Here is a 21,440-nt window from a genome sequence, read left to right as displayed (position 1 = left end):
TACTCGTCGCCGTGGGCATTCACGGCGATGTCGAGATAGGCGGGCTTCTGCGCGACGGCGAACACGGGCGGCGCTCCTTGCTCGTGTGTGGTCGGCGGGGGCGCTGATGATGACGATTGGGAGGGGTGCGGGCGGCGCAGCTCAAGCGGATTGCGGGCGGTTGGGTGAGACACCCAGCCGCGTGGCTAACTCAGCCCTCGTGCAGCAGAGTTGATCAATTCACGGGCACGTTCACCGTAGACGGCCATCCGGGCGAGCTGCGAGAACGCCCTGCGGTAGTCGGCGACCTCAGAGGGCTGCACCACATTGATCTCCGCAGTCAGTGTCTCCACGACGGCGTGCCGTCCGTCGCACAGGGTGAACGCCTCCAGGGGCCACACCGCGCGCGGGGCGTCGCCGGGGATGATGCCCAGCGAAACCGTGGCCAGCGGCATCACGGTGAGCAGCCGGTGCAGTTGTGCGGCCATCGTCGCGGCGTCACCGAGGCGGTAGCGCAGTACGCACTCCTCAATGAGGACATGGAACCGGTGCCCGCCCTCGTAGAGGAAGCGGCTGCGGGCGATTCGGGTGGCGACGGCTTCCGGGACGTCGTCCGGGGTTCCCTGGAAGGTGGTGATGGTGTTCAGCAGGGCCGTCGCGTAGGCGGGGGTCTGGAGGAAGCCGGGGATCACGTTGGAGACGTAGGCACGGCACACCCGGGTGCGCCGGTGCAGGGCGTTGAAGTCTTCCTGGGCCTTGCGCAGGCCGTTCCTGTGTCTGCGCCGCCATTCGACGTACAGGGAGTCCACGGCACGGGCCACGGCGATCAGATCCGCCGCCTGGTCCTCGGCGCCGCACGCTCCGCACCAGGCCCGGATGTCGTCGTCGGACGGCACAGAGGCACCATGCTGGATCCGGGAGGTCTTCGCTGGGTGCCAGCCACAGCGCGCGGACAGCTCCCGGCCGTTGAGACCGGCGTCCCTCCGCAACTGGGCCAGTCGCACGCCCAGGGCTTCGCGGGCGGCCTGGGCGCTGGAGGAGGGCGAGGTGGGGGACATGGCGGCGGGGGAGCGGCTCAGACGCTGTATTTCTCGTGTGGGACGGCCCGCTCCCACGTCTGAGTGAAGGCGAAGAAGCACGTGGCCACGGCCTGCCGTTCCTCGCTCACTTCCGGCTCGACGGCCGTGCCATCGCCGGAGAAGTGATTGAACCGCACCACCCGGTCGTCAATGAGCCAGAAATCGGTGTGCGGCAGCCAGATGCCGTCGGCCCGGCGCCGGGGCAGCCACCGCACCTCCTCCCCGGCCTCCAGATTCAGCGGGGTGAGGGCGTGCTCGTAGCGGATGTAGTCGGTGACCGGCTCCGACACGATCCGGGCCCGCCGGACGCTGACGCCCCGCGCGACCGTCGCCGCGACGAGACTCATCCACTCGGCGAGGGCCCTGCGCCCGTCGTCCAACGACCACCGCCCGGACCGCCACAGCCGCAGTTCCTCCTCTTCCTCGGCGACCGCGTAGGTGTCCCGCATCTCCAAATGGACGGCGGAGCTGGTGGCGGACGACAGCAACGCCTCGAAGCTAGGCACCTGCGGCGGCTTCATCGAGCGCCTTCCTGAGCGTGTCGGCCATGCGGTACGGCAGCCGGACGACCGCTTCCCGGTCCGGCAGCGGGCTGTCCCGCCGGGTCCGGGTGAGCGTCTCGTCGTCGGCCTTCCAGCCTTGCAGCACGAACTCCGCGCGGTCGCGGTCGACCCAGACGGCCGGGCAGTTGCCGCTCCCGGTCTCCGGGTCGATGCCGATGAACTCTAAATCCACGGTGGCCTCCTCGGCGCGCGGTCGCTTGTGGCGCCCTGCGAACGACGTTCCGCGGTGTGCCGGGGCACGGTCAAGGAAGTTGCGCCGGATTGCGTCGCTTTCAGCTACAGAAGAGGGGGGATGAAGGCGGTGCCGGCTCACAGGTCCTCAGTCGGCGTCGACTCCGCCGCTGTCCGTGTCGCCGTCCCAGTCCAGTACGTCGCTGTCCCTGTCGGCTTGTCTCCCCGTGCTTGTTGCTGACGCCGATCTCGGTGGTGTCGGCGGTCCGAATCGATGGAGCCTCAGGGCCGCGAGATCCCGGGCGGTGGCCCGAGCCGATTCGGCGTCGGAGATTGCTTGACAGTGCCGGTTGAAGTCGGGCCAGCGCGGGGTGAACGACTCCGGCCAGGTGAGCACCGACCACAGCGCCAGCGCGGGCCAGCCGATGACCGGCACCGTGGCCCAGAACTCCGCCTCCTCGACCCCGCCCGGCGCCGGGGCACCGGACAGCCCACCATGGAGCCCTGCTCCGAGGGATACGAGGAAGCCGAGCCAGATCAGTCCGGTGCGCTGGGACCCGTGGTACTGCGTCAGGGGCAGGGCGCCCGCCGTCACGCGTGCCCGGAACGCCTCGAACTCCGGCTCACCCGCCACCTCGTACAGCCGCGCGCCCGACTCCCCCCGGGCCCGGAGCCCTGCGACGAGGGCGAGGAGAGCCGGGTCAGTCGGCGGAGGCGCCGACGCCCGTGCGGTGACCGTCCCGTCGTCCGACACCTCTACGACCCCGTCCGCGAGGAGCCCGGCGAGGGCCACCTGAGCGGCGTCCGGCATCCAGCGCGCCCGCTGGTAGGCCGCCTGTACGGGGGAGACGCCCTCGGTCATGACCCGGCGGATGACCTCGCGATCGTGCCGGGCGCTCCGCGATCGGAGGACGCGCAGGGTGAGGTCGGTGAGGAGGAAGGAGAGGAGCCAGGCGGTGAGGATCAGTTCGGACTCAAGGGACCAGAACATGGGAGGAGTCGGCCGCCTTGAGGGCCTGGAGGAAGGGGACGAAGGAGGCGCGGGGGAAACTCAGGGCCCCCCGGGTGGGGGCCTTGGAGTCGCGGATGGCTATGTGGGAGGCGCGGTCCGCGATCTCGACGCAGTTGTTGCCGTCGCCCCCGCCAGAGTAGGAAGACCTTCGCCAATTGTGGAGGGTGGCCATGGTGACCTCACAGTTCCTTGGACAGGGCGTGGATGATGTCGCGGGAGCCTGATGCGTCGACCGACGCAACCTCCACTCTACGAAAGAGTGTTCGTAGAACATCGAGTTGAGCCTCTGAGTCGATGAGGCCCGTGCCGTCAGGGGCGTCGCGCGTGCCGGTGTCCAGTTTGGGGATGGCCCCACCGGCCAGCATCATCGGACTCCAGGTTCCGCCGAAGCCGTCCAGGTCGAAGGGGATGACCTGGACCGTGATGTGATCCGCCTCCGACAGCTCCAGCACCTGCCTGAGCTGGGTTCGTGCGGTCGCACGATCGCCCACCCGAATGCGCAGGGCCGCTTCGTGGATGAGTGCCCGGTACGGGGTGGGAGTGCTGCGATTCAGGATGGTCTTGCGCTGCATCCGATGCCTGACGCGCAGTTCCAGCTCCGCCTCTGGGATGCTCGGCACCCTGGACGCGAACGCGGCGCGGGCGTACTCCTCGGTTTGGAGCAATCCGGGGATGAACATGAACTCGAAGTCACTGCGGTACGTCGCGTGATGCTCCAGTTCGGCGAGGTCGAGGAAGGACGTGGGCAACTGCCCTCGGTACTCCTCCCACCACCCCCGAGTGCGGTCCGTCGCCATGGCCACCAGAGCATCGATCAGCTCTGTGTCCACACAGGCGTAGTTCGCTGCCATGCGCCGCAATCGCTGTTCGCTCACGCCCGCTATGCCTGACTCGGTCTGGCTCATCTGGACCGAGGTCGTTCCGAGCAGGGCCGCCGCCTCCGTGGCCTTGAGACCGGCGGCTTCCCTCAGGCGTCGCAGCTCCGTGCCCAGACGGGCCTGGCGAGCTGTCGCTTGCTGTCTGCGTGGCATTGCTTCCTTCAGCAGCTCAATTGGGCTGGGGCAGAGCCCCGTTCGGGCGTCAGAGTACGCCAACAGCTTGCGTGGGGCGAAATTTAGGCCCTACTGTCTGTGCTGTAGCGCTCGCGCAGCGAAGTCACGGCGTGGGCGTCCAATTCCCCCACGCCTCAACGGAGTTGATCCCCCATGCCCGAAACCGAACCCACTGTCGCCCCCGACACCTGGGAATACCTCCTCCACATCCCCAGCGACCTCCGTGCCGTCACCCTCTGCCGTCGTACCGTCCGTCTGATCCTCACCCTGCACGGGCTGATCCGGCTGGTCGACACCGCGGAGCTGCTGGCCGCCGAGCTGGTCGCCAATGCCGTGCTGCACACCAAGGGCCCCGCCGCGCTCGGGGTGCGCCGCACTCCTCGGGGGACCGTCTGGATCGGGGCGTGGGACACCGACCCCCTCCCGCCCAGTACCCCCCGCGCGCTGGGCCCGGTCGAGGAGATGGAGGCCGGCCGGGGCCTGGGCCTCGTCCGCGCCTACGCCGACCGCTGGGGCTGGCACCCGACCGGCCGATTCGGGGCCGACGGAAAGTACGTCTGGTGCGAGCTGGCGGCGGCCTGACGCGTCCGCCGCATCTCATCGAACATCTGTGCCAAAGAAACACCCGGCATGTGGATGATCGAGAACGCCCGAAGACCCCGCCCGGCGTCCCGTCCGCCGGTCCCGCCAGATGAACGGTTCGGCAAGACCCGAGGCGGACGTGGTATGCGTGGAGAATGGGACTGTTTCCGGTGCCTACGGCAGTACAAAGCGCTAGAGCGTACCCACCCAAGTCCATAGCTATGCCCCGGACGGCCAGATTTTCTTGCCCTAACCGGCTGAAGTTTTGTTGATCGTGGGTCAGTTGGCCATCCGGGCGGCCTACCCTTCAGAGGGTGAAGCAATTGATGTCCCGAGAGTCCGAAGAGTTCGAGGTCGACCTCCCCGGGGAAGCCCTGCCCGGCACCCTGCCGGAGGCACTCCGCGAGGAGCTGATCGGCTTCCGTCGCGACCTCCACGCGCACCCCGAGCTGGGCAACCAGGAGTTCCGCACCACCGCCGCCATCAAGGCGCGGCTGGAGAAGGCGGGCCTCGCCCCCCGCGTCCTCGCCATGGGCACCGGACTCGTCTGTGACATCGGCGTACCGGACGACGGCCCCGCCCCCTCCGGGATGCTCGCGCTGCGCGCCGACATCGACGCACTCCCCATTCCCGACGCCAAGACCGAGTGCGCCTACCGCTCCACCGTGCCCGACCGCGCCCACGCCTGCGGCCACGACGTGCATACGACGGTCGTGCTCGGCGCCGGGCTGGTCCTCGCCGAGCTGCACCGGCAGGGGCGGCTGCCGCGCCCCGTCCGGCTGCTGTTCCAGCCCGCCGAGGAGGTGCTCCCGGGCGGCGCCGCCGACGCCATCGACTGCGGGGTGCTGGACGGCGTCGGCCGGATCATCGCCGTGCACTGCGACCCCCGCGTCGACGCCGGCCGGATCGGACTCCGTACCGGTGCCATCACCTCCGCCTGCGACCGGCTGGAGATCTCGCTCGACGGCCCCGGCGGCCACACCGCCCGCCCCCACCTCACCACCGACCTGGTCACCGCCGTCGCCCGGGTCGTCACCGATGTCCCCGCGCTGGTCGCCCGCCGGGTCGACACCCGCGCCGGGCTCGCGGTCACCTGGGGACGGATCGAATCCGGCCACGCCCCCAACGTCATCCCGCAGCACGCCGAGCTGTCCGGAACCGTGCGCTGCCTCGACATCCACGCCTGGCGCCAGGCCCCCGACATCGTCCACGCCGCCATCGACGAGGTGGCGAACATGCACCGGGCCAAGTCCGAGATCACCTACGTCCGGGGCGTCCCCCCGGTCGTCAACGACCCCGCCGTGACCGAGCTGCTGCGCGACGCGATGACCGTCCGCCGCGGTGCCGACTCCGTCGAGAGCACCGAGCAGAGCCTCGGCGGCGAGGACTTCTCCTGGTACCTGGAGCACGTCCCCGGCGCCATGGCCCGCCTGGGCGTCCGCACCCCGGGCGAGCGCACCGTCCGCGACCTCCACCAGGGCGACTTCGACGTCGACGAGCACGCCATCACCGTAGGCGTGGAGCTGTTCACCGCCGCCGCACTGATCAGCAACTGAGTCACCACCCCCTCAGGGGCGCGGGGAACTGCGCGACCAGCCACCCCCACACCCGCACCCGCCCGCGCCCCCAAAAACCACCCCCCACCCCCCGCGCGAATTAACCCCCCGTGCCCTATTCGCGCCGGTGAGTCACAGGCCCGTAACCAGTCACCGGCACGAATGGATAACGGCCAAGCGATACCCCGTTCCCAGGATGGTCTACGCGCGTTAATGTGCGCCGAACTCAGCACCCACTGCGGGGCTTTGGAGAATGGGGAACTTCAGATGCGTCGGATTTCCAAACTGACCCGCGTCGCGGTGGGGGTCGCGTCGCTCGCCCTCGCCGCCACCGCCTGCGGTGGCACCAGCAGCGAGAACAACGCCTCGGACGGCGAGTCGGCCGCGGAGGACCTCGGTCTGGCCATCGCCTACGACATCGGCGGCAAGGGCGACCAGTCCTTCAACGATGCCGCGTTCGCCGGACTGGACCAGGCGCAGAAGGAGTACGGCTACAAGACGGCCGATGTCGAGCCCACCGAGGGCGAGACCGACGCCGACAAGGAGCAGCGCCTCGCCTCCCTGGCCCGGCAGGGCTACAACCCGGTGATCGGCGTCGGCTTCGCCTACGGTCCCGCCATGGAGGCCGTCGCCAAGGACTACCCCGACACCACCTTCGGCATCGTGGACTCCGTGGTCGAGGGCGGGAACGTCGCTTCGCTGGTCTTCGCGGAGGAGCAGGCGTCCTACCTCGCCGGGGTCGCCGCGGCCAAGGCCACCAAGACCGACACCGTCGGGTTCGTCGGCGGCGTCGACATTCCCCTGATCCACAAGTTCGAGGCCGGTTACAAGCAGGGCGTCGAGGACACCAAGCCCGAGGTCACCGTCGTCTCGCAGTATCTGACGCAGACCGCCGAGGAGGGCGGCTTCTCCAGCCCGGACAAGGGCAAGGCCGCCGCCGAGGGGCAGATCGAGAAGGACGCCGATGTGGTCTACCAGGCCGCCGGTCTCTCCGGGCAGGGGGTGATCGAGGCCGCCGCCACCGCCAAGGTGTGGGCGATCGGCGTCGACTCCGACCAGTACGCGCAGGAGGCGCTGGCCTCGTACAAGGACTACATCCTGACCTCCGCGCTCAAGGATGTCGGCGGGGCGGTGTACGCGCTGGCCAAGTCCGTCGAGGATGGCAAGCCGCTGACCGGTACCCAGACCTTCGACCTCAAGGTGGACGGTGTCGGCCTGGCCGACACCAACCCGAAGATGGCCGAGGTCGCGGGCCTGACGGACGCGGTCGCCGCCGCCAAGGCCGGGATCATCGACGGCTCGATCAAGGTCGCCACCGAGTAGCTCCGCAGGGCGTCGGTTCCTCTGTTCTAGGTAAAAATCTGGCAAAAGGGGAGACGGGGTAGGAAGTCGTATCAAGCGGATGGCGGGCCCCGGGCCTGCCATCCGCTTGCCGTATTCCCGATGGCAACGCCCCTCATGAGTGCCGAGGCGTGCCCGGACGGGCTTGGGCACGGCCGGATAACAAGGTGGACAGAAGGGGTTTTCAGGCTGGTCTACGCGCGTTAATCTGCGGCGAAACCAGCGCCGAAGCTGACCCTGGCTGAACCGTCCGGCGCTTGTACGACAGGAGCACCACTCATGCGCCGCTTTTCCCGGATCACGGTCGCAGGCGCGGCGACCGCTTCGCTGGCCCTCGCCCTCGCCGCCTGCGGCGGCACCTCGACCTCGTCCTCCAGCTCCTCCTCGGAGTCGGGCGGCGAGGACAAGGGCCTCGCCATCGCCTACGACGTCGGCGGCAAGGGCGACCAGTCCTTCAACGACGCCGCGTACGCCGGGCTGGAGCAGGCGCAGCAGGAATTCGGCTACCAGACCGAGGACGTCGAGCCCACCGAGGGCGAGACCGACGCGGACAAGCAGCAGCGTCTTGAGTCCCTGGCCAAGCAGGGCTACAACCCGGTCGTCGGTGTCGGCTACGCCTACGCGGCGGCCATCAAGGGCGCGTCGGAGAAGTTCCCGGACACCACCTTCGGCATCGTCGACGACTCCACCGTCGAGGCGGACAACGTCGCCGACCTGGTCTTCTCCGAGGAGCAGGCGTCCTACCTGGCCGGGGTCGCGGCGGCCAAGACCACCAAGAGCAATGTCGTCGGGTTCGTCGGCGGTGTCGACATCCCGCTGATCCACAAGTTCCAGGCCGGCTTCGAGCAGGGCGTCAAGGACACCAACCCGGACGCCACCGTCCTGTCGCAGTACCTGACGCAGACGGCCGAGGAGGGCGGCTTCTCCAGCCCCGACAAGGGCAAGACCGCCGCCGAGGGCCAGATCGAGAAGAAGGCCGACGTGGTGTACGCCGCGGCCGGTCTGTCCGGTCAGGGTGTCATCGAGGCCGCCGCCGCCAACGAGGTGTGGGCGATCGGTGTCGACTCCGACCAGTACAAGCAGGAAGCGCTCGCTAAGTACAAGGACTCCATCCTCACCTCCGCCATGAAGGACGTCGCGAAGGCGGTCTTCAACCTCGCGAAGTCCGTCGAGGACGGCAAGCCGGAGACCGGTATCGTCAAGGGCGATCTGAAGACCGGCGAGGTCGGACTCTCCGAGTCCAACCCGGTGTTCGCCGACAACGCCGAGCTCCAGACCGCCATCGACACGGCCAAGGAGAAGATCATCAGCGGCGAGATCCAGGTCAAGAGCAGCTAGGCAGGCACAGTCGGCGGCACCGGACTGTGGCCAGTTGTCCGAGCTGTCCGGACTGTCTGGACTGTCTGAGCTGTCCGAGCAACGTGTAACCAAAGGGTTACGTCCGCTCAACGGGGTACGGGGAGGCTTTCTCCCTGTACCCCGTTGTCTCGGTGCGTCGCCCTCCGTACCTTCGTATGCCGTAGGGGCGCTACGCGTGTAGATGACCCCCGACCCTCCGTCCACATGGGAGAGTGCGCCATCAACGCGTCCAGCAGCCCTCCGGCCGACGGCCCCGCCACAGCCGCGGCGGGCGGTCCGGCGACCGCCGTCGAACTCACCGGGATCACCAAGCGGTTCCCCGGCGTCGTCGCCAACCACGACATCCATCTCACCGTCCGCAAGGGCACCGTCCACGCCCTCGTCGGTGAGAACGGCGCCGGCAAGTCGACGCTGATGAAGATCCTCTACGGCATGCAGAAGCCGGACGAGGGCGTCATCGCCGTGGACGGCGAGAAGGTCACCTTCTCCTCGCCCGCCGACGCCATCGCCCGCGGCATCGGCATGGTCCACCAGCACTTCATGCTGGCCGACAACCTCACCGTCCTGGAGAACGTGGTCCTCGGCAGCGAGAAGCCGTACGGCATCGGCGCCCGCGCCCGCCGCCGGATCACCGAGCTGTCCGAGCGCTACGGCCTCGGCGTCACCCCCGATGTGCTGGTCGAGGAGCTGGGGGTCGCCGCCCGGCAGCGCGTCGAGATCCTCAAGGTCCTCTACCGCGGCGCCACCACGCTGATCCTGGACGAGCCGACCGCCGTGCTGGTCCCGCAGGAGGTCGACGCGCTCTTCGACAATCTGCGCGAGCTGAAGTCCGAGGGCCTCTCGGTCATCTTCATCTCCCACAAGCTGGGCGAGGTCCTCTCCGTCGCCGACGAGATCACCGTCATACGGCGCGGTACGACCGTCGGCACCGCCGTCCCCGCCGAGACCACCACCAAGCAGCTCGCCGAGATGATGGTGGGCAGCGAGCTGCCCACCCCGGAGACCGCCGAGTCCACGGTCACCGACCGCCCGGTCATCACCGTCGACAAGCTGCGCCTGGCGGCCCCCGGCGGCAAGGCCCTGCTGGACGACATCACCTTCACCATCCACGCGGGCGAGATCCTCGGCATCGCCGGTGTCGAGGGCAACGGCCAGACCGAGCTGGTGGACGCGCTCATCGGCCTCAAGCCCGCAGACTCCGGCACGATCACCCTGGCCACCCGGGAGACCACCGGCGACACGGCCGACGAGATCACCGGCTGGCCCACCCGCAAGCGCCGTGAGCAGGGCATCGGCTACATCCCCGAGGACCGCCACCGCCACGGCCTGCTCCTCGAAGCGCCGCTGTGGGAGAACCGTATCCTCGGCCATGTCACCGAGCGGCCCAACGCCAAGGGCGTCTGGCTGGACCCCAAGGGCGCCCAGGCCGACACCCGCCGGATCGTCGAGGAGTACGACGTCCGCACCCCCGGCATCGACGTCACCGCCGCCTCGCTGTCCGGCGGCAACCAGCAGAAGCTGATCGTCGGCCGCGAGATGAGCCACCAGCCGCGCTTCCTGATCGCCGCCCACCCCACCCGGGGTGTGGACGTCGGCGCCCAGGCCGCGATCTGGGACCACATCCGCGAGGCCCGCCGCGAGGGCCTGGCCGTGCTGCTGATCTCCGCCGACCTGGACGAGCTGATCGGCCTCTCCGACACCCTGCGGGTGATCTACAACGGCCGCTTCGTCGCCGACGCCGACCCCGGCACCATCACCCCCGAACAGCTCGGCTCCGCCATGACCGGCGCGTCCACCGGCCACCTGGACGAGGACAGCCCGGAGACGGTGGGCGACCCCGAGAACCTGGGAACCCTGGGCGTCCCGCACACCCCGGGAACCCCGGAAGCCCCGGAAGCCCCGGGGGCCACCCCCGGGCCCGGCAAGACCGGACCGTCGCCCGAGTCCGAGTCCCCCGAGTCTCCGGAAGACGAGGCCCGCTGACATGAAGAAGTTCGACAAGGAGCGGGTGCTCCTCACGCTGGCCGGGCCGGTCATCGCGCTCGCCGTGGCCTTCGTGCTCATCGCGATCGTGCTGCTCGCCTCCGGCAAGAACCCGGTCGAGCCGTTCGTGCTGATGATCGAGCAGGCCGGTTTCTCCGACATCCAGGTGCTGATCATCAACCAGGCGTCGATGTACTACATCGCCGCCCTCGCGGTCGCCATCGGCTTCCGGATGAACCTCTTCAACATCGGCGTCGACGGCCAGTACCAGCTCGCCGCCATGACCGCCGCCGTCGTTGGCGCCCACGCCGATCTCCCGGCCGTCATCCAGATCCCGCTGCTGCTGCTCACCGCCATGTGCACCGGCGCCTTCTGGGCCGGGATCGCCGGTGTCCTCAAGGTCACCCGGGGCGTCAGCGAGGTCGTCGCGACGATCATGCTGAACGCCATCGCCACCGCCGTCATCGCCTACATGTGGCTGCCGGACATCTTCGGCGTCAAGGTCGGCAACAACAACACCACCGGCGAGATGTACGAGTCCGGCTGGATCCCCGGCATCGACATGGGCGCCGCGGGTGAGATCTACGGCCTGGTCGTCCTCGCCGTCCTCCTCGGCATCGGCTACTGGATCACCCTCAACCGCACCCGCTTCGGCTTCGATCTGCGGGCCTCCGGCGCCTCCGAGACCGCCGCCGCGGCCAGCGGCGTCAACCCCAAGCGGATGACGCTCACCGCGATGCTGCTCTCCGGCGCCATCGCCGGACTCGCCGGGCTGCCGATCCTGCTCGGCGACACCCACACCTACAGCCTGAACTTCCCGACCGGCATCGGCTTCCTCGGGATCGGCATCGCCCTCCTCGGCCGCAACAACCCGGTCGGCATCGCCTTCGCCGCCCTGCTGTGGGCCTGGCTCGACAAGGCATCGCCCGAGCTGGACTTCCACGGCTACGACAAGGAGATCGCGGTCATCATGCAGGGCCTGATCGTCCTCTCCGTGGTCGTCTCCTACGAGGCCGTCCGGGAGTGGGGCCTGCGCCGCCAGCAGCGCCGGGTCGGCGCCGAACTCGCCGCCGGTCATGTGCTCGGCGCCACCGACAACTCCCCGAAGGAGGTGGCTGGCCGATGACCACCGTGACCGACCTCAACCAGCCCACGCTGCGCCCCGCGGCGCCCACCGGCCGCCGTCTCTCCCTGCCCGTGCTGATGCTGGTCATCGCCGGAGCCCTGGCCCTGACCTCCCTGGTCCGGATCATCACCGGCGCCGACGGCATCACCAACGTCAGCCAGATGTCCACCGCCCTCCAGCTCGCCGTGCCCATCGGGCTGGCCGGACTCGGCGGCCTGTGGGCCGAGCGCGCGGGCGTGGTCAACATCGGCCTCGAAGGCATGCTGATCCTCGGCACCTGGTTCGGCGCCTGGGCCGGATTCCAGTGGGGCCCCTGGACCGGTGTCCTGGTCGGCATCATCGGCGGCTGCCTCGGCGGACTGCTGCACGCCATCGTGACCGTCACCTTCAACGTCAACCACATCGTCTCCGGTGTGGCCATCAACATCCTCGCCCTCGGCGCCACCCGCTATCTCGCGCCGCTCGCCTTCGAGGGCCACCAGGGCGGCTCCGCCAAGCAGTCCCCGGCGGTGGAATCACTCGGCCAGTTCACCGTGCCGGGGCTGTCCGACTGGCTCAGAGACCTCAATGACCAGGGCTGGTTCCTGATCTCCGACCTCGCCGGACTCCTCGGCGGCCTGGTCACCAATGTCTCCTGGCTCACCCTGATCGCCATCGCCCTGATCCCCGCCACCTGGTGGATCCTGTGGCGCACCGCCTTCGGACTGCGGCTGCGCTCCTGCGGCGAGAACCCGGTGGCCGCCGAGTCCCTCGGCGTCAATGTCTACAAGTACAAGTACCTGGCCGTGATCATCTCCGGCGGCCTCGCCGGGCTCGGCGGGGTCTTCCTCTCCATCGTCGCCAACCCCTTCTATCTGGAGGGCCAGGTCAGCGGGCGCGGCTATATCGGCCTCGCCGCGATGATCTTCGGCAACTGGATGCCGGGCGGCCTCGCCATCGGCGCCGGTCTCTTCGGCTACACCGACAGCCTCAATCTGCGCGGCGGCTCCGAGAACGTCCACGCCCTCCTCCTGCTCGCCGCGCTCCTTCTGATCATCGGCGCGATCTGGCTGGCCGTCCGCAAGAAGTACGTCAAGGCGGGCATCACCCTGGTGATCGGCGCCCTGGTCTTCGCCTGGTACGCGGGCACCAACGAGGTCCCCAACCAGGTCGTCTCCGCCACGCCGTACGTCATCACGCTGGTCGTCCTCGCGCTCTCCGCGCAACGCCTGCGGATGCCGAAGGCGGACGGCATGCCGTACCGGAAGGGGCAGGGCAAGTGACCGCCGCCGCTGCCGCCGACTGGGAGGGGCTGCGGGCCCGCGCCCGCGAGGCCATGACCCGCGCCTACGCCCCCTACTCGGGCTACCCGGTCGGGGTCGCGGCCCTGGTCGACGACGGCCGCACGGTCTCCGGCTGCAATGTGGAGAACGCCAGCTACGGTCTGAGCCTGTGCGCCGAGTGCGGTCTCGTCTCCGAGCTCCAGCGCACCGGAGGTGGCCGGCTCACCCACTTCACCTGCGTCGACGGCAACGGTGACCTCCTCGTCCCCTGCGGTCGCTGCCGTCAGCTCCTCTACGAGTTCGGCGGCCCCGGCCTCCTGCTGGACACCCCGGAGGGCGTCCTGCCACTCTCCGCGATGCTCCCGCAGGCGTTCGGCCCCGGTCACCTGACCCACTGACCACCACCCCCCTGGCCCCTCCGCCCCACCCCCGCAGAGGGGCCACCGCGGAGGGGCCGGCCCCGCGGAGGGGCCGCCCCTCTCCCGCCCCACCGGCCTCTCCTCCACCGGAAGGAACCCCACCGATGCCACCCACGTCGTCCATGGACGTCATCACCGTCATCCGCACCAAGCGGGACCGCGGCGAGCTGACCGACGCGCAGATCGACTGGGTCATCGACGCGTACACCCGCGGCGAGGTCGCCGACGAGCAGATGTCCGCGCTCGCCATGGCCATCCTCCTCAACGGCATGAACCGCCGCGAGATCGCCCGCTGGACGGCCGCCATGATCGCCTCCGGCGAGCGCATGGACTTCTCCGCGCTGTCCCGCCCCACCGCCGACAAGCACTCCACCGGCGGCGTCGGCGACAAGATCACCCTCCCCCTCGCCCCCCTGGTCGCCGCGTGCGGCGCGGCCGTCCCCCAGCTCTCCGGCCGCGGCCTCGGCCACACCGGCGGCACCCTGGACAAGCTGGAGTCCATCCCCGGCTGGCGGGCCCTGCTCTCCAACGAGGAGATGCTCTCCGTCCTGGACACCACCGGCGCCGTGATCTGCGCCGCGGGCGACGGTCTCGCCCCCGCCGACAAGAAGCTCTACGCCCTGCGCGATGTCACCGGCACGGTCGAGGCCATTCCCCTGATCGCCTCCTCGATCATGTCCAAGAAGATCGCCGAGGGCACGGGCTCCCTGGTCCTGGACGTGAAGGTCGGCTCCGGCGCCTTCATGAAGACCCTGGACGACGCCCGCGAACTCGCCTCCACCATGGTGGGCCTCGGCACCGACCACGGCGTCCGCACGGTCGCCCTCCTCACCGACATGGCCACCCCCCTCGGCCTCACCGCCGGAAACGCCCTGGAGGTCCGCGAGTCCATCGAGGTCCTCGCAGGCGGCGGCCCCTCCGACGTCATCGAACTCACCCTCGCCCTGGCCCGCGAGATGCTCACCGCGGCGGGCCTCCCCGACGCCGACCCGGCGAAGGCCCTGGCCGACGGCTCCGCCATGGACGTCTGGCGCCGCATGATCACCGCCCAGGGCGGCGACCCCGACGCCCCCCTCCCCACGGCCCGCGAAACCCACACCCTCACGGCCCCCTCCTCCGGTGTCCTCACCCGCCTCGACGCCTACGCCATCGGCGTCGCCGCCTGGCGCCTCGGCGCGGGCCGCGCCCGCAAGGAGGACCCGGTCCAGGCGGGCGCCGGCATCGAACTCCACGCCAAGCCCGGCGACCACATCACCGAGGGCACCCCCCTCCTGACCCTCCACACCGACACCCCCGACCGCTTCCCCTACGCCCTGGAGCCCCTCTCCACCGCCTACGACATAGCGACCCCGGGCACACCGTTCGAGCCAACCCCGGTCATCCTGGAACGCATCGCCTGACCTGCGCTTTCCCCATACGGGTGAACGGGACCGGTGGACCTCCGCCGGTCCCGTTCGGCATGCTGGGATCGGTGACGTACTGATTGGAGACCGCCATGAGCGCACTCACCGTCGACCACTCGACGGCCAACGGCCACGAGTGGGACGGCCTCGTCCGGATCTGGAAGGAGACGGACGCGCCCGAGGGCTGCAAGGTGGAGATCATCGAGGGGATCGTCACCGTGGCACCGCCGCCGTCCAACACACACAACGACATTGCCGACCTGGTTCAGCGGAGTCTCTACGCCGTCATCCCCAGGAGTCTGGGCATCTATCAGACGCTCGGCACGGCGGTCCCTTCACGGGACGGTCTCTATATCCCGGACATCGCCGTGGCACCCAGGTCCGTTGTGCGCTCCAATCCGGGCAACTACATTCCGGCAGCGGCTGCCGAACTGGTTGTTGAGATCACTTCCAAGTCCAACGCAATCAACGATCGGCTGAAGAAAGCGGCCGGATACGCGCAGGCAGCGGTTCCGCTGTACTTGTTGATCGACGGCTGGGCGCCCGCAGGCCCCACCATCACGCTCTACGGCGAGCCTCACGGCGATGTCTACCGAGTCCTGCGTGCCGGAAAATTTGGCGAGCCGATGCATCTACCGGAACCCTTTGACCTCGAACTTGAAACCGACGAGTTCCTCACAGACTGAGCGGCCTCACCCCAACAACGCCGCCACCACCACCAACACCGGCACCGACAACCCCGTAGAGAGCAATATCGACTCCCGTGCCAGTACCTCCCCCACCCGGTACCGGCTCGCGTAGGTGAAGAGGTTCTGGGCCGCCGGGAGGGCGGCGACCACCACTACGTCCAGGAGGGCCGCGCCCCGCAGGCCGAAGACGCCCGCCGCCAGTGCCCAGGCCAGGGTGGGCTGGGCGAAGGACTTCAGGGCGACGGCGAGCAGCACCGGGGTGCGTTCCGCGCCCCGCAGGGGCAGGGTGCTGCCGCGCAGGGAGATCCCGAAGGCCAGCAGCACCGCCGGGACGGACATGTTGCCGATCAGGATCAGCGGGTCCAGGATCGGCCCCGGCACCCGCACCCCCGTCGCCGAGACCGCCACCCCGGCCAGCGAACCGACCGCTATCGGATTGCGCAGCGGCGTCAGCACCAGTTGCCACCAGGGCCGTTCGGCGCCCCCGCCACTCGTCAGATCCAGGATCGTCAGCGCGATCGGCGTGACCCCGATGAGCTGGAACAGCAGCACCGGCGCCACCAGCGAGGCATCCCCCAGCACATACACCGCGATCGGGATGCCCAGATTCCCGGCGTTCACATAACTCGCGCACAGCGCCCCGACCGTGGCCCGCCCCACCCCCCAGCGCCCCACCACGGCCACCGCCACGAACACCCCCGCCACCGCCACCGTGGACAGCGCCGTCACCAGCAGCCGGCTGGAGAACACCACCGACAGGTCCGCCGCCGCGAGCGTGGTGAACAGCAGCGCCGGAGACGCCACATGGAACGCCAGCCTGGTGAGCACCTCGCGGCCCTGCTCGCCCAGATGCCCCCGGGCATCGATCAGATACCCCACGACGATCACCACCGCGATCACCGCGAACCCGCTCAACACCCCCTGCACGGCACCCCCTGGGCGAGGGCGGCAAGGGCAGCGGATATCGCGGGCGGGGATGATCCATGGGGCATACAGCCACCCTCCGGGCCAGCGGCACCCCAGGTCAAGGTGGCAGGGAGAGGTCCTTGACCGACCCCTTGACCGGCCCTGTCCGACCGAACTCGCCGCCCGCTTCCGCGCAGGCCGGGGACACGCTCCGTACCACCCCGCACGACACACCGCGAGCAGACGCGATGAGTTACGCCCGCCGCGCCGGTCTACCGCACGTGGAAGCCAAGCCCCTTGCCGAGATCGTGCTCGCCGGCCCTGTCACCCGGGACGAGGTGACCGGGCTGTGCGCCGAAGTGCGCACGATGCTGGAAGCCACGGGCGCCCCGGTGGTGGTGTGCGATGTCGCCGGGCTCGGGCCGCCGGGCCTGACGGCCGTCGATCTGCTGGCCCGGATGGAACTCACCGCCCGCCGGTCCGGCGGACGCATCCGGCTGCGCGACCCCGCCCCCGCGCTATGCGCCCTCCTCGACCTGGTCGGCCTCCGCTTCGAGATGGAGGGGCAGCCCGAACAGCGGGAACCAGCGCGCCACGTCGAGGAAGCAGTGGAAGCCGGTGATCCGCCCGTCTGAGATCTCCAGTACCTGCACCGCCCACGGCGAGAAGCCGCCCTTCTCCGGGTCCGGCTTGTAGTGCGCGAACCCGGGCAGCCCATTGACCTGCACCGGACGCAGCCGCGACCCCGCGCAGGCCGCGCCCAGCGTGGTCATGAAACCGGTGATGTCGGCCGTGCCGCGCAGCCACAGGTCGAACGGCGGCATCGTCATGATCGCGTCTTCGTGCAGCAGCGCGGTCAGCGCCGTCATGTCGTAGCCCTCGAAGGCGGCGACATAGCGCTCCAGCAGCTTCTGCTGCTCCTCGTCCAGCGGATCCGACACGGACGCGTCGGCGCCCGACTGCTCCCGCTCGGCGAGCGTGGCACGGGCCCGCTGGAGAGCGCTGTTCACGCTCGCCACCGACGTGCCCAGCAGCTCGGCGACCTCGCTGGCCCGCCACGCCAGCACCTCGCGCAGGATCAGCACCGCCCGCTGCTTGGGCGGCAACTGCTGGAGCGCCGCCATGAACGCCAGCCGCACCGACTCCTTGGCGACCGCCGCCTCCGCCGGATCGGCCGTCGAGGGCAGCACCCGGGAGTCCGGCATCGGCTCCAGCCAGGTGTGGTCCGGGCGCGGGGACAGCGCCGCCTGGGCGAGCGGGGTGGCCTCGGTCAGATCCATCGGGCGCGCCCGCTTGTTCCCCGCGTTCAGCATGTCCAGACACACATTCGTCGCGATGCGGTAGAGCCAGGAGCGGACACTGGAACGGCCCTCGAACTTGTCGAAGCTGCGCCAGGCGCGGACCAGGGTGTCCTGCACCGCGTCCTCCGCCTCGAAGGACGAACCGAGCATGCGGTAGCAGTACCCGGTCAGCTCGACCCGGTGTTTCTCCAGCGTCGTGTCGAGGTCTGTCGTCGTCGCCGTGCCGTTGGTCATCGTCCACCCACCCCTGTGGCCGTTCGTCCGCCGTACGCCGCATTGCGCCCAGCACCTCGCAAGCTACCGCAGCCCACTGACAATGGCCGCTGGAGCGAACAAAACCGCAGGTCAAAAACGGTCCGCGGTGAGGACGCCGGATCACGTACCCCCGTTCTCAGGGGCGCCGGGGGCACCCCGTCCGGGGGAGAACTGCGCGATCAGCCCCCACCAACCCCCACCCGACCGACGACGGACCGCCCCCGACCCCCCTCCACGCCCCCCGCGGAGCGCGCCGCGGCCCGCGACCCCACCACAGTGATCCCCACAACCCCCACCACAGCCAGCAACCCCACCCCCACGGTCCCGCCCCACCCCCCGGCATGGAACGCCACCGCCCCCACCGTGCTCCCCACACTCGACCCCACGTAGTACGCGGACTGGTACAGCGCCGACGCCTGCGCCCGCCCCGTCACCGCCGTCTTGCTGACCGCCGACGACGCCACCGCGTGCCCCGCGAAGAACCCGGCGGTGATCAGCACCAGCCCCAGCAGCACCAGCCCCAGCGACCCCGCCAGGGAGAGCAGCAGCCCGGCCGCCGTCGTCCCCCCGGCCAGATACAGCGCCCCGCGCCGCCCGAGCCGTCCCACCAGCCGCCCGGCGGTGGACGCGGACACCGTCCCCACCAGATACACCAGGAAGATCGACCCCACCACACCCTGCGGCAGCGAGAACGGCGCCTCGGTCAGCCGGTACCCGATCACCGTGTAGACCCCGCCGAAAACGGTCATGAACAGCGCGCCGATCGCGTACAGCCGCCGCAGCAGCGGGTCGGCCAGATGCCCGCGCACGGTCGCCACCAGCACCCCCGGCCGCAGCGAGCCCGGCGTGAAGTGCCGCGGCGCGGGCAGCAGCAGCCGGAACGCCACCGCACACCCCACCGCCATCAGCCCCAGCGCACCCAGCGCGATCCGCCAGCCCCACTCCTGCGCCACCCAGCCGGTCAGCACCCGGCCGCTCATGCCGCCCACACTGTTGCCCGCGACGAACAGCCCGATCGCCGTGACCAGCGCCCGCGGCCGGACCTCCTCCGCCAGATACGCGGTCGCCGACGCCGGTACGCCCGCCAGCGCGGCGCCCTGCACGGCCCGCAGCACCACCAGCGCCTCCAGCGAGGGCGCGAACGGCACCGCCACCGCCACGGCCACGGCCACCGCCAGCGAGCCGGTCATGACCGTCCGCCTGCCGAACCGTTCCGACAGCGCGCTCATCGGGAGCACGAACAGCGCCAGCGCGCCGGTCGACGCGGCCACCGTCCAGCTCGCCGCGCTCGCCGACACCCCGAAGTCCCCGGAGATCAGCGGCAGCAGCGCCTGGGTCGAGTACAGCAGCGCGAAGGTGGCGACTCCGGCCAGGAAGAGCGCGAAGCTCATCCGGCGGTAACCGGGCCCGCCGGGGTTCAGACGGGAGTCGGGGCGGACGACGGAAGGGGTGATGGAGGAAGAGGCGGCGGCATCCAGGGTGCCGACCGCCCCGGTACTGGCGGGAGTCATGCCATGAACCCTGCTCCTCTCCCGCTCATCCGTCCAATGCATGAAACGGCCATAATCGTTCCCATGACGCATCAGCACAGCTCACAGCGGAGACTGTCACCGAGCAGTGACACAGAAGACATCGTCGCGCTACTCGCCCCGCGCCTCGTCCACTTCGCCGCGGTCGCCCGCACCGAGCACGTCACCCGGGCCGCCCTGGAGCTGGACGTCCCCCAGTCCACCCTGTCCCGCTCCCTGGTCCGCCTCGAACAGGACCTCGGCGTAGAACTCTTCGCCCGCCGCGGCCGTACGGTGGCCCTGACCACCGCCGGGCACACCTTCCTGACCTCCGTCGAACGCGCCCTCGCGGAGATCGGGCGCGCCGCCGACGAGGTCCGCGCCGACGCCGACCCGGCCACCGGCAAGGTCGCCTTCGGCTTTCTGCACACCATGGGCGCCGAGACCGTCCCTGGCCTGCTGCACGCCTTCCGCGCCGACCACCCCCGGGTCCGCTTCGCCCTGGTCCAGAACTACGGCGAGGCCATGCTCGAACGCCTGCGCGCCGGAGAACTCGACCTCTGCCTGACCTCACCCATCCCCGACGCCCCCGACCTCGTCGCCCGCCGCCTGGACGAGCAGAAGCTGCGCCTGGTCGTCCCCGCCGACCACCGCCTCGCCACCCGCAAGCGCATCCGCCTCGCCGAGGCCGCCGAGGAAACCTTCGTCACCCTGGAACCCGGCTACGGCATGCGCCGCATCACCGACGACCTCTGCCGCGAGGCCGGTTTCCGCCCGCGCATCGCCTTCGAGGGCGAGGAGACCGAAACCCTGCGCGGCCTGGTCGCCGCGGGCCTGGGCGTGGCCCTCCTCCCCCCACCGACGGTCCCCCGCCCCGGCGTGGTGGAACTGACGGTCACCGCCCCCAGAGCGATCCGCGAAATCGGCGTCGCCTGGCTGGAGGGCCACCCCGACACCCCACCGGTAGCAGCCTTCAAACGCTTCCTCCTGTCGAGAAGGGGCAACTTGCTCCCGACCTGAGCAGGGACGCCGTGCAGGGGCGCGGGGAACTGCGCGATCAACCACAACGAACCCGCACCCCGACAACAACCCACACCCGAACGGCGCTACCGATAGGCCTTCCCAAAGCCGGAGGCAAGCGGCATCCGCAACCCCAACGGCGGCGGCGCGGCCAGCGCATCCCGCACGGGCCGAGCGAACGCCTTCCCGAACAGCGTCCCCATCACGAAGTCCGCCGACAGCGCCAGCACTTCGTCCCGGTACTGATGCAACCCGTGCCGGTCCCCGTGCACTTCGAACCGGCACACCTCCCGGTTGGACTTCTTCGCCCGCGCCGCCAGCCGGAACGACAGCTCCGGATCGGCCCGCTCGTCGTTCGTGCCGTGCGCGATCAGCACCCGCCGCCCCACGAGCTGCTTCACCGGTTCGGGTGACTCGGCGTCCGCCTCGTCCGGCAACCAGGGGGCCAGGGCGAGCACGGAGTTGACGGCCTCGTGCCCGGCCGCGCGCAGCGCCGCGCGTCCGCCCATGTCGAACCCGGCGAGGCAGACCGGGACATCGCCGTAGCGCCGTACCACCTCCTCGGCGGCCCAGTGGGCGTCGTGGGCGAGGTCGGCGTCGGAGCCGTTCCAGCCGCGGTAGCGGTAGTGGACGACATGCGCGGCCAGCCCCTCGTCCCGTCCGGCGCGCAGCAGTCGGCGTCCCAGGGCGCGGACGGACGCCGTCGCCAACATGGGGGAGGGCTTGCGGTGTGAGGTCTCGTCACCGCCGGGGAGGAGCAGGACCACCGCGCTGACCGCTGTCGGCTCCGGGCCGGGCGCCCGCCCCAGACGCGCGCTGCGGACCGGCGTCGCTTGCTGTGCCATGACAGAACAGTGTCAGAAGACCCGGTGGA

At 70.2% G+C, this 21,440-nt stretch carries 22 protein-coding genes; 12 read left to right on the top strand and 10 right to left on the bottom strand.

Features of this window, described 5'->3' with window-relative positions; all coding sequences use genetic code 11:
• Positions 1-185: 185 nt before the first annotated feature.
• The 6 genes from AB0O01_RS11900 to AB0O01_RS11875 form a co-directional block, all read right to left on the bottom strand.
• Positions 186-1,037 carry a helix-turn-helix transcriptional regulator gene (locus tag AB0O01_RS11900; RefSeq protein ID WP_365312562.1) on the bottom strand — a complete coding sequence of 284 codons (852 nt, stop codon included), beginning with the start codon at positions 1,035-1,037 and terminating at the stop codon, positions 186-188.
• 17 nt (positions 1,038-1,054) lie between these two features.
• Positions 1,055-1,579 carry a DUF6879 family protein gene (locus AB0O01_RS11895; protein ID WP_365312560.1) on the bottom strand — a complete coding sequence of 175 codons (525 nt, stop codon included), beginning with the start codon at positions 1,577-1,579 and terminating at the stop codon, positions 1,055-1,057.
• Positions 1,557-1,793, bottom strand: a complete 237-nt coding sequence (locus AB0O01_RS11890) for a hypothetical protein (RefSeq protein WP_365312559.1) — start codon at positions 1,791-1,793, stop codon at positions 1,557-1,559. Before AB0O01_RS11890 ends, AB0O01_RS11895 begins: the two co-directional genes overlap by 23 nt.
• 147 nt (positions 1,794-1,940) lie before the next feature.
• Positions 1,941-2,783, bottom strand: coding sequence for a hypothetical protein (locus AB0O01_RS11885; protein WP_365312557.1), 843 nt, complete (start codon positions 2,781-2,783; stop codon positions 1,941-1,943).
• The gene (locus tag AB0O01_RS11880; protein ID WP_365312556.1) at positions 2,767-2,976 is read right to left on the bottom strand and encodes a DUF397 domain-containing protein; all 210 of its coding nucleotides are present in this window, start codon (positions 2,974-2,976) and stop codon (positions 2,767-2,769) included. The genes AB0O01_RS11885 and AB0O01_RS11880 overlap by 17 nt, the downstream gene beginning before the upstream one ends.
• A gap of 7 nt (positions 2,977-2,983) precedes the next feature.
• A complete protein-coding gene (locus tag AB0O01_RS11875) occupies positions 2,984-3,835 on the bottom strand; it encodes a helix-turn-helix transcriptional regulator (protein ID WP_365312555.1) in 852 nt (283 codons plus the stop codon).
• A gap of 174 nt (positions 3,836-4,009) precedes the next feature.
• Here AB0O01_RS11875 and AB0O01_RS11870 point away from each other — a divergent pair, with 174 nt between their 5' ends.
• The 10 genes from AB0O01_RS11870 (at position 4,010) to AB0O01_RS11825 (ending at position 15,573) form a co-directional block, all read left to right on the top strand.
• A complete protein-coding gene (locus AB0O01_RS11870; protein ID WP_365312553.1) occupies positions 4,010-4,438 on the top strand; it encodes an ATP-binding protein in 429 nt (142 codons plus the stop codon).
• A 326-nt stretch (positions 4,439-4,764) separates the two neighbouring features.
• Complete coding sequence (locus AB0O01_RS11865; RefSeq protein WP_365312551.1) at positions 4,765-5,994, top strand: M20 family metallopeptidase; 1,230 nt, start codon at positions 4,765-4,767, stop codon at positions 5,992-5,994.
• 267 nt (positions 5,995-6,261) lie between these two features.
• A complete protein-coding gene (locus AB0O01_RS11860) occupies positions 6,262-7,317 on the top strand; it encodes a BMP family ABC transporter substrate-binding protein (protein WP_365312549.1) in 1,056 nt (351 codons plus the stop codon).
• A 297-nt stretch (positions 7,318-7,614) separates the two neighbouring features.
• Positions 7,615-8,673, top strand: coding sequence for a BMP family ABC transporter substrate-binding protein (locus tag AB0O01_RS11855; RefSeq protein ID WP_365312547.1), 1,059 nt, complete (start codon positions 7,615-7,617; stop codon positions 8,671-8,673).
• Positions 8,674-8,898: 225 nt separating this feature from the next.
• On the top strand, positions 8,899-10,677 hold the full coding sequence (locus AB0O01_RS11850; RefSeq protein ID WP_365312546.1) for an ABC transporter ATP-binding protein: 1,779 nt from the start codon (positions 8,899-8,901) through the stop codon (positions 10,675-10,677).
• 1 nt (position 10,678) lies between these two features.
• On the top strand, positions 10,679-11,803 hold the full coding sequence (locus tag AB0O01_RS11845) for an ABC transporter permease (RefSeq protein WP_365312544.1): 1,125 nt from the start codon (positions 10,679-10,681) through the stop codon (positions 11,801-11,803).
• Complete coding sequence (locus AB0O01_RS11840; RefSeq protein ID WP_365312542.1) at positions 11,800-13,065, top strand: ABC transporter permease; 1,266 nt, start codon at positions 11,800-11,802, stop codon at positions 13,063-13,065. The genes AB0O01_RS11845 and AB0O01_RS11840 overlap by 4 nt, the downstream gene beginning before the upstream one ends.
• Positions 13,062-13,463 (top strand): cytidine deaminase, encoded by a 402-nt coding sequence (locus tag AB0O01_RS11835; protein ID WP_365312541.1) that lies wholly within the window; start codon positions 13,062-13,064, stop codon positions 13,461-13,463. Before AB0O01_RS11840 ends, AB0O01_RS11835 begins: the two co-directional genes overlap by 4 nt.
• A gap of 143 nt (positions 13,464-13,606) precedes the next feature.
• Positions 13,607-14,884: a thymidine phosphorylase gene (locus tag AB0O01_RS11830; RefSeq protein WP_365313114.1), complete on the top strand. Its 1,278-nt coding sequence runs from the start codon at positions 13,607-13,609 to the stop codon at positions 14,882-14,884.
• A 95-nt stretch (positions 14,885-14,979) separates the two neighbouring features.
• The gene (locus tag AB0O01_RS11825) at positions 14,980-15,573 is read left to right on the top strand and encodes a Uma2 family endonuclease (RefSeq protein ID WP_365312539.1); all 594 of its coding nucleotides are present in this window, start codon (positions 14,980-14,982) and stop codon (positions 15,571-15,573) included.
• A 6-nt stretch (positions 15,574-15,579) separates the two neighbouring features.
• Here the strand turns inward: AB0O01_RS11825 and AB0O01_RS11820 are convergent, their stop codons facing one another.
• Positions 15,580-16,503: an AEC family transporter gene (locus AB0O01_RS11820; RefSeq protein WP_365312538.1), complete on the bottom strand. Its 924-nt coding sequence runs from the start codon at positions 16,501-16,503 to the stop codon at positions 15,580-15,582.
• 227 nt (positions 16,504-16,730) lie between these two features.
• On the opposite strand from AB0O01_RS11820, the gene AB0O01_RS11815 reads away from it, so the two are divergent.
• Positions 16,731-17,117 (top strand): STAS domain-containing protein, encoded by a 387-nt coding sequence (locus AB0O01_RS11815; protein ID WP_365313112.1) that lies wholly within the window; start codon positions 16,731-16,733, stop codon positions 17,115-17,117.
• On the opposite strand, the gene AB0O01_RS11810 is transcribed toward AB0O01_RS11815, so the two are convergent.
• On the bottom strand, positions 17,001-18,017 hold the full coding sequence (locus tag AB0O01_RS11810) for a sigma-70 family RNA polymerase sigma factor (RefSeq protein ID WP_365312537.1): 1,017 nt from the start codon (positions 18,015-18,017) through the stop codon (positions 17,001-17,003). The two genes, AB0O01_RS11815 and AB0O01_RS11810, sit on opposite strands and share 117 nt — an antisense overlap.
• 200 nt (positions 18,018-18,217) lie before the next feature.
• Positions 18,218-19,549: an MFS transporter gene (locus AB0O01_RS11805; protein ID WP_365312536.1), complete on the bottom strand. Its 1,332-nt coding sequence runs from the start codon at positions 19,547-19,549 to the stop codon at positions 18,218-18,220.
• A 63-nt stretch (positions 19,550-19,612) separates the two neighbouring features.
• On the opposite strand from AB0O01_RS11805, the gene AB0O01_RS11800 reads away from it, so the two are divergent.
• Complete coding sequence (locus AB0O01_RS11800) at positions 19,613-20,566, top strand: LysR substrate-binding domain-containing protein (protein WP_365312534.1); 954 nt, start codon at positions 19,613-19,615, stop codon at positions 20,564-20,566.
• Positions 20,567-20,652: 86 nt separating this feature from the next.
• Here the strand turns inward: AB0O01_RS11800 and AB0O01_RS11795 are convergent, their stop codons facing one another.
• The gene (locus AB0O01_RS11795) at positions 20,653-21,411 is read right to left on the bottom strand and encodes an alpha/beta hydrolase (protein ID WP_365312532.1); all 759 of its coding nucleotides are present in this window, start codon (positions 21,409-21,411) and stop codon (positions 20,653-20,655) included.
• Between the last annotated feature and the right edge of the window lie 29 nt (positions 21,412-21,440).

Source organism: Streptomyces sp. NPDC093252, assembly GCF_040683675.1.
Lineage (GTDB): Bacteria > Actinomycetota > Actinomycetes > Streptomycetales > Streptomycetaceae > Streptomyces.
The sequence above is the reverse complement of the archived record's forward strand: the minus strand, read 5'-3'. Positions and strand labels throughout refer to the sequence as shown.

What these genes read in the sequence shown, in the direction of transcription:
- AB0O01_RS11880 (WP_365312556.1), bottom strand. Translation starts at nt 2,976, where the DNA reads ATGGCCACCCTCCACAATTGGCGAAGGTCTTCCTACTCTGGCGGGGGC.
- AB0O01_RS11900 (WP_365312562.1), bottom strand. Translation starts at nt 1,037, where the DNA reads ATGTCCCCCACCTCGCCCTCCTCCAGCGCCCAGGCCGCCCGCGAAGCC.
- AB0O01_RS11865 (WP_365312551.1), top strand. Translation starts at nt 4,765, where the DNA reads ATGTCCCGAGAGTCCGAAGAGTTCGAGGTCGACCTCCCCGGGGAAGCC.
- AB0O01_RS11875 (WP_365312555.1), bottom strand. Translation starts at nt 3,835, where the DNA reads ATGCCACGCAGACAGCAAGCGACAGCTCGCCAGGCCCGTCTGGGCACG.
- AB0O01_RS11800 (WP_365312534.1), top strand. Translation starts at nt 19,613, where the DNA reads ATGACGCATCAGCACAGCTCACAGCGGAGACTGTCACCGAGCAGTGAC.
- AB0O01_RS11810 (WP_365312537.1), bottom strand. Translation starts at nt 18,017, where the DNA reads ATGACCAACGGCACGGCGACGACGACAGACCTCGACACGACGCTGGAG.
- AB0O01_RS11825 (WP_365312539.1), top strand. Translation starts at nt 14,980, where the DNA reads ATGAGCGCACTCACCGTCGACCACTCGACGGCCAACGGCCACGAGTGG.
- AB0O01_RS11795 (WP_365312532.1), bottom strand. Translation starts at nt 21,411, where the DNA reads ATGGCACAGCAAGCGACGCCGGTCCGCAGCGCGCGTCTGGGGCGGGCG.
- AB0O01_RS11855 (WP_365312547.1), top strand. Translation starts at nt 7,615, where the DNA reads ATGCGCCGCTTTTCCCGGATCACGGTCGCAGGCGCGGCGACCGCTTCG.
- AB0O01_RS11870 (WP_365312553.1), top strand. Translation starts at nt 4,010, where the DNA reads ATGCCCGAAACCGAACCCACTGTCGCCCCCGACACCTGGGAATACCTC.
- AB0O01_RS11850 (WP_365312546.1), top strand. Translation starts at nt 8,899, where the DNA reads ATGGGAGAGTGCGCCATCAACGCGTCCAGCAGCCCTCCGGCCGACGGC.
- AB0O01_RS11830 (WP_365313114.1), top strand. Translation starts at nt 13,607, where the DNA reads ATGGACGTCATCACCGTCATCCGCACCAAGCGGGACCGCGGCGAGCTG.
- AB0O01_RS11805 (WP_365312536.1), bottom strand. Translation starts at nt 19,549, where the DNA reads ATGACTCCCGCCAGTACCGGGGCGGTCGGCACCCTGGATGCCGCCGCC.
- AB0O01_RS11895 (WP_365312560.1), bottom strand. Translation starts at nt 1,579, where the DNA reads ATGAAGCCGCCGCAGGTGCCTAGCTTCGAGGCGTTGCTGTCGTCCGCC.
- AB0O01_RS11845 (WP_365312544.1), top strand. Translation starts at nt 10,679, where the DNA reads ATGAAGAAGTTCGACAAGGAGCGGGTGCTCCTCACGCTGGCCGGGCCG.
- AB0O01_RS11840 (WP_365312542.1), top strand. Translation starts at nt 11,800, where the DNA reads ATGACCACCGTGACCGACCTCAACCAGCCCACGCTGCGCCCCGCGGCG.
- AB0O01_RS11815 (WP_365313112.1), top strand. Translation starts at nt 16,731, where the DNA reads ATGAGTTACGCCCGCCGCGCCGGTCTACCGCACGTGGAAGCCAAGCCC.
- AB0O01_RS11860 (WP_365312549.1), top strand. Translation starts at nt 6,262, where the DNA reads ATGCGTCGGATTTCCAAACTGACCCGCGTCGCGGTGGGGGTCGCGTCG.
- AB0O01_RS11885 (WP_365312557.1), bottom strand. Translation starts at nt 2,783, where the DNA reads ATGTTCTGGTCCCTTGAGTCCGAACTGATCCTCACCGCCTGGCTCCTC.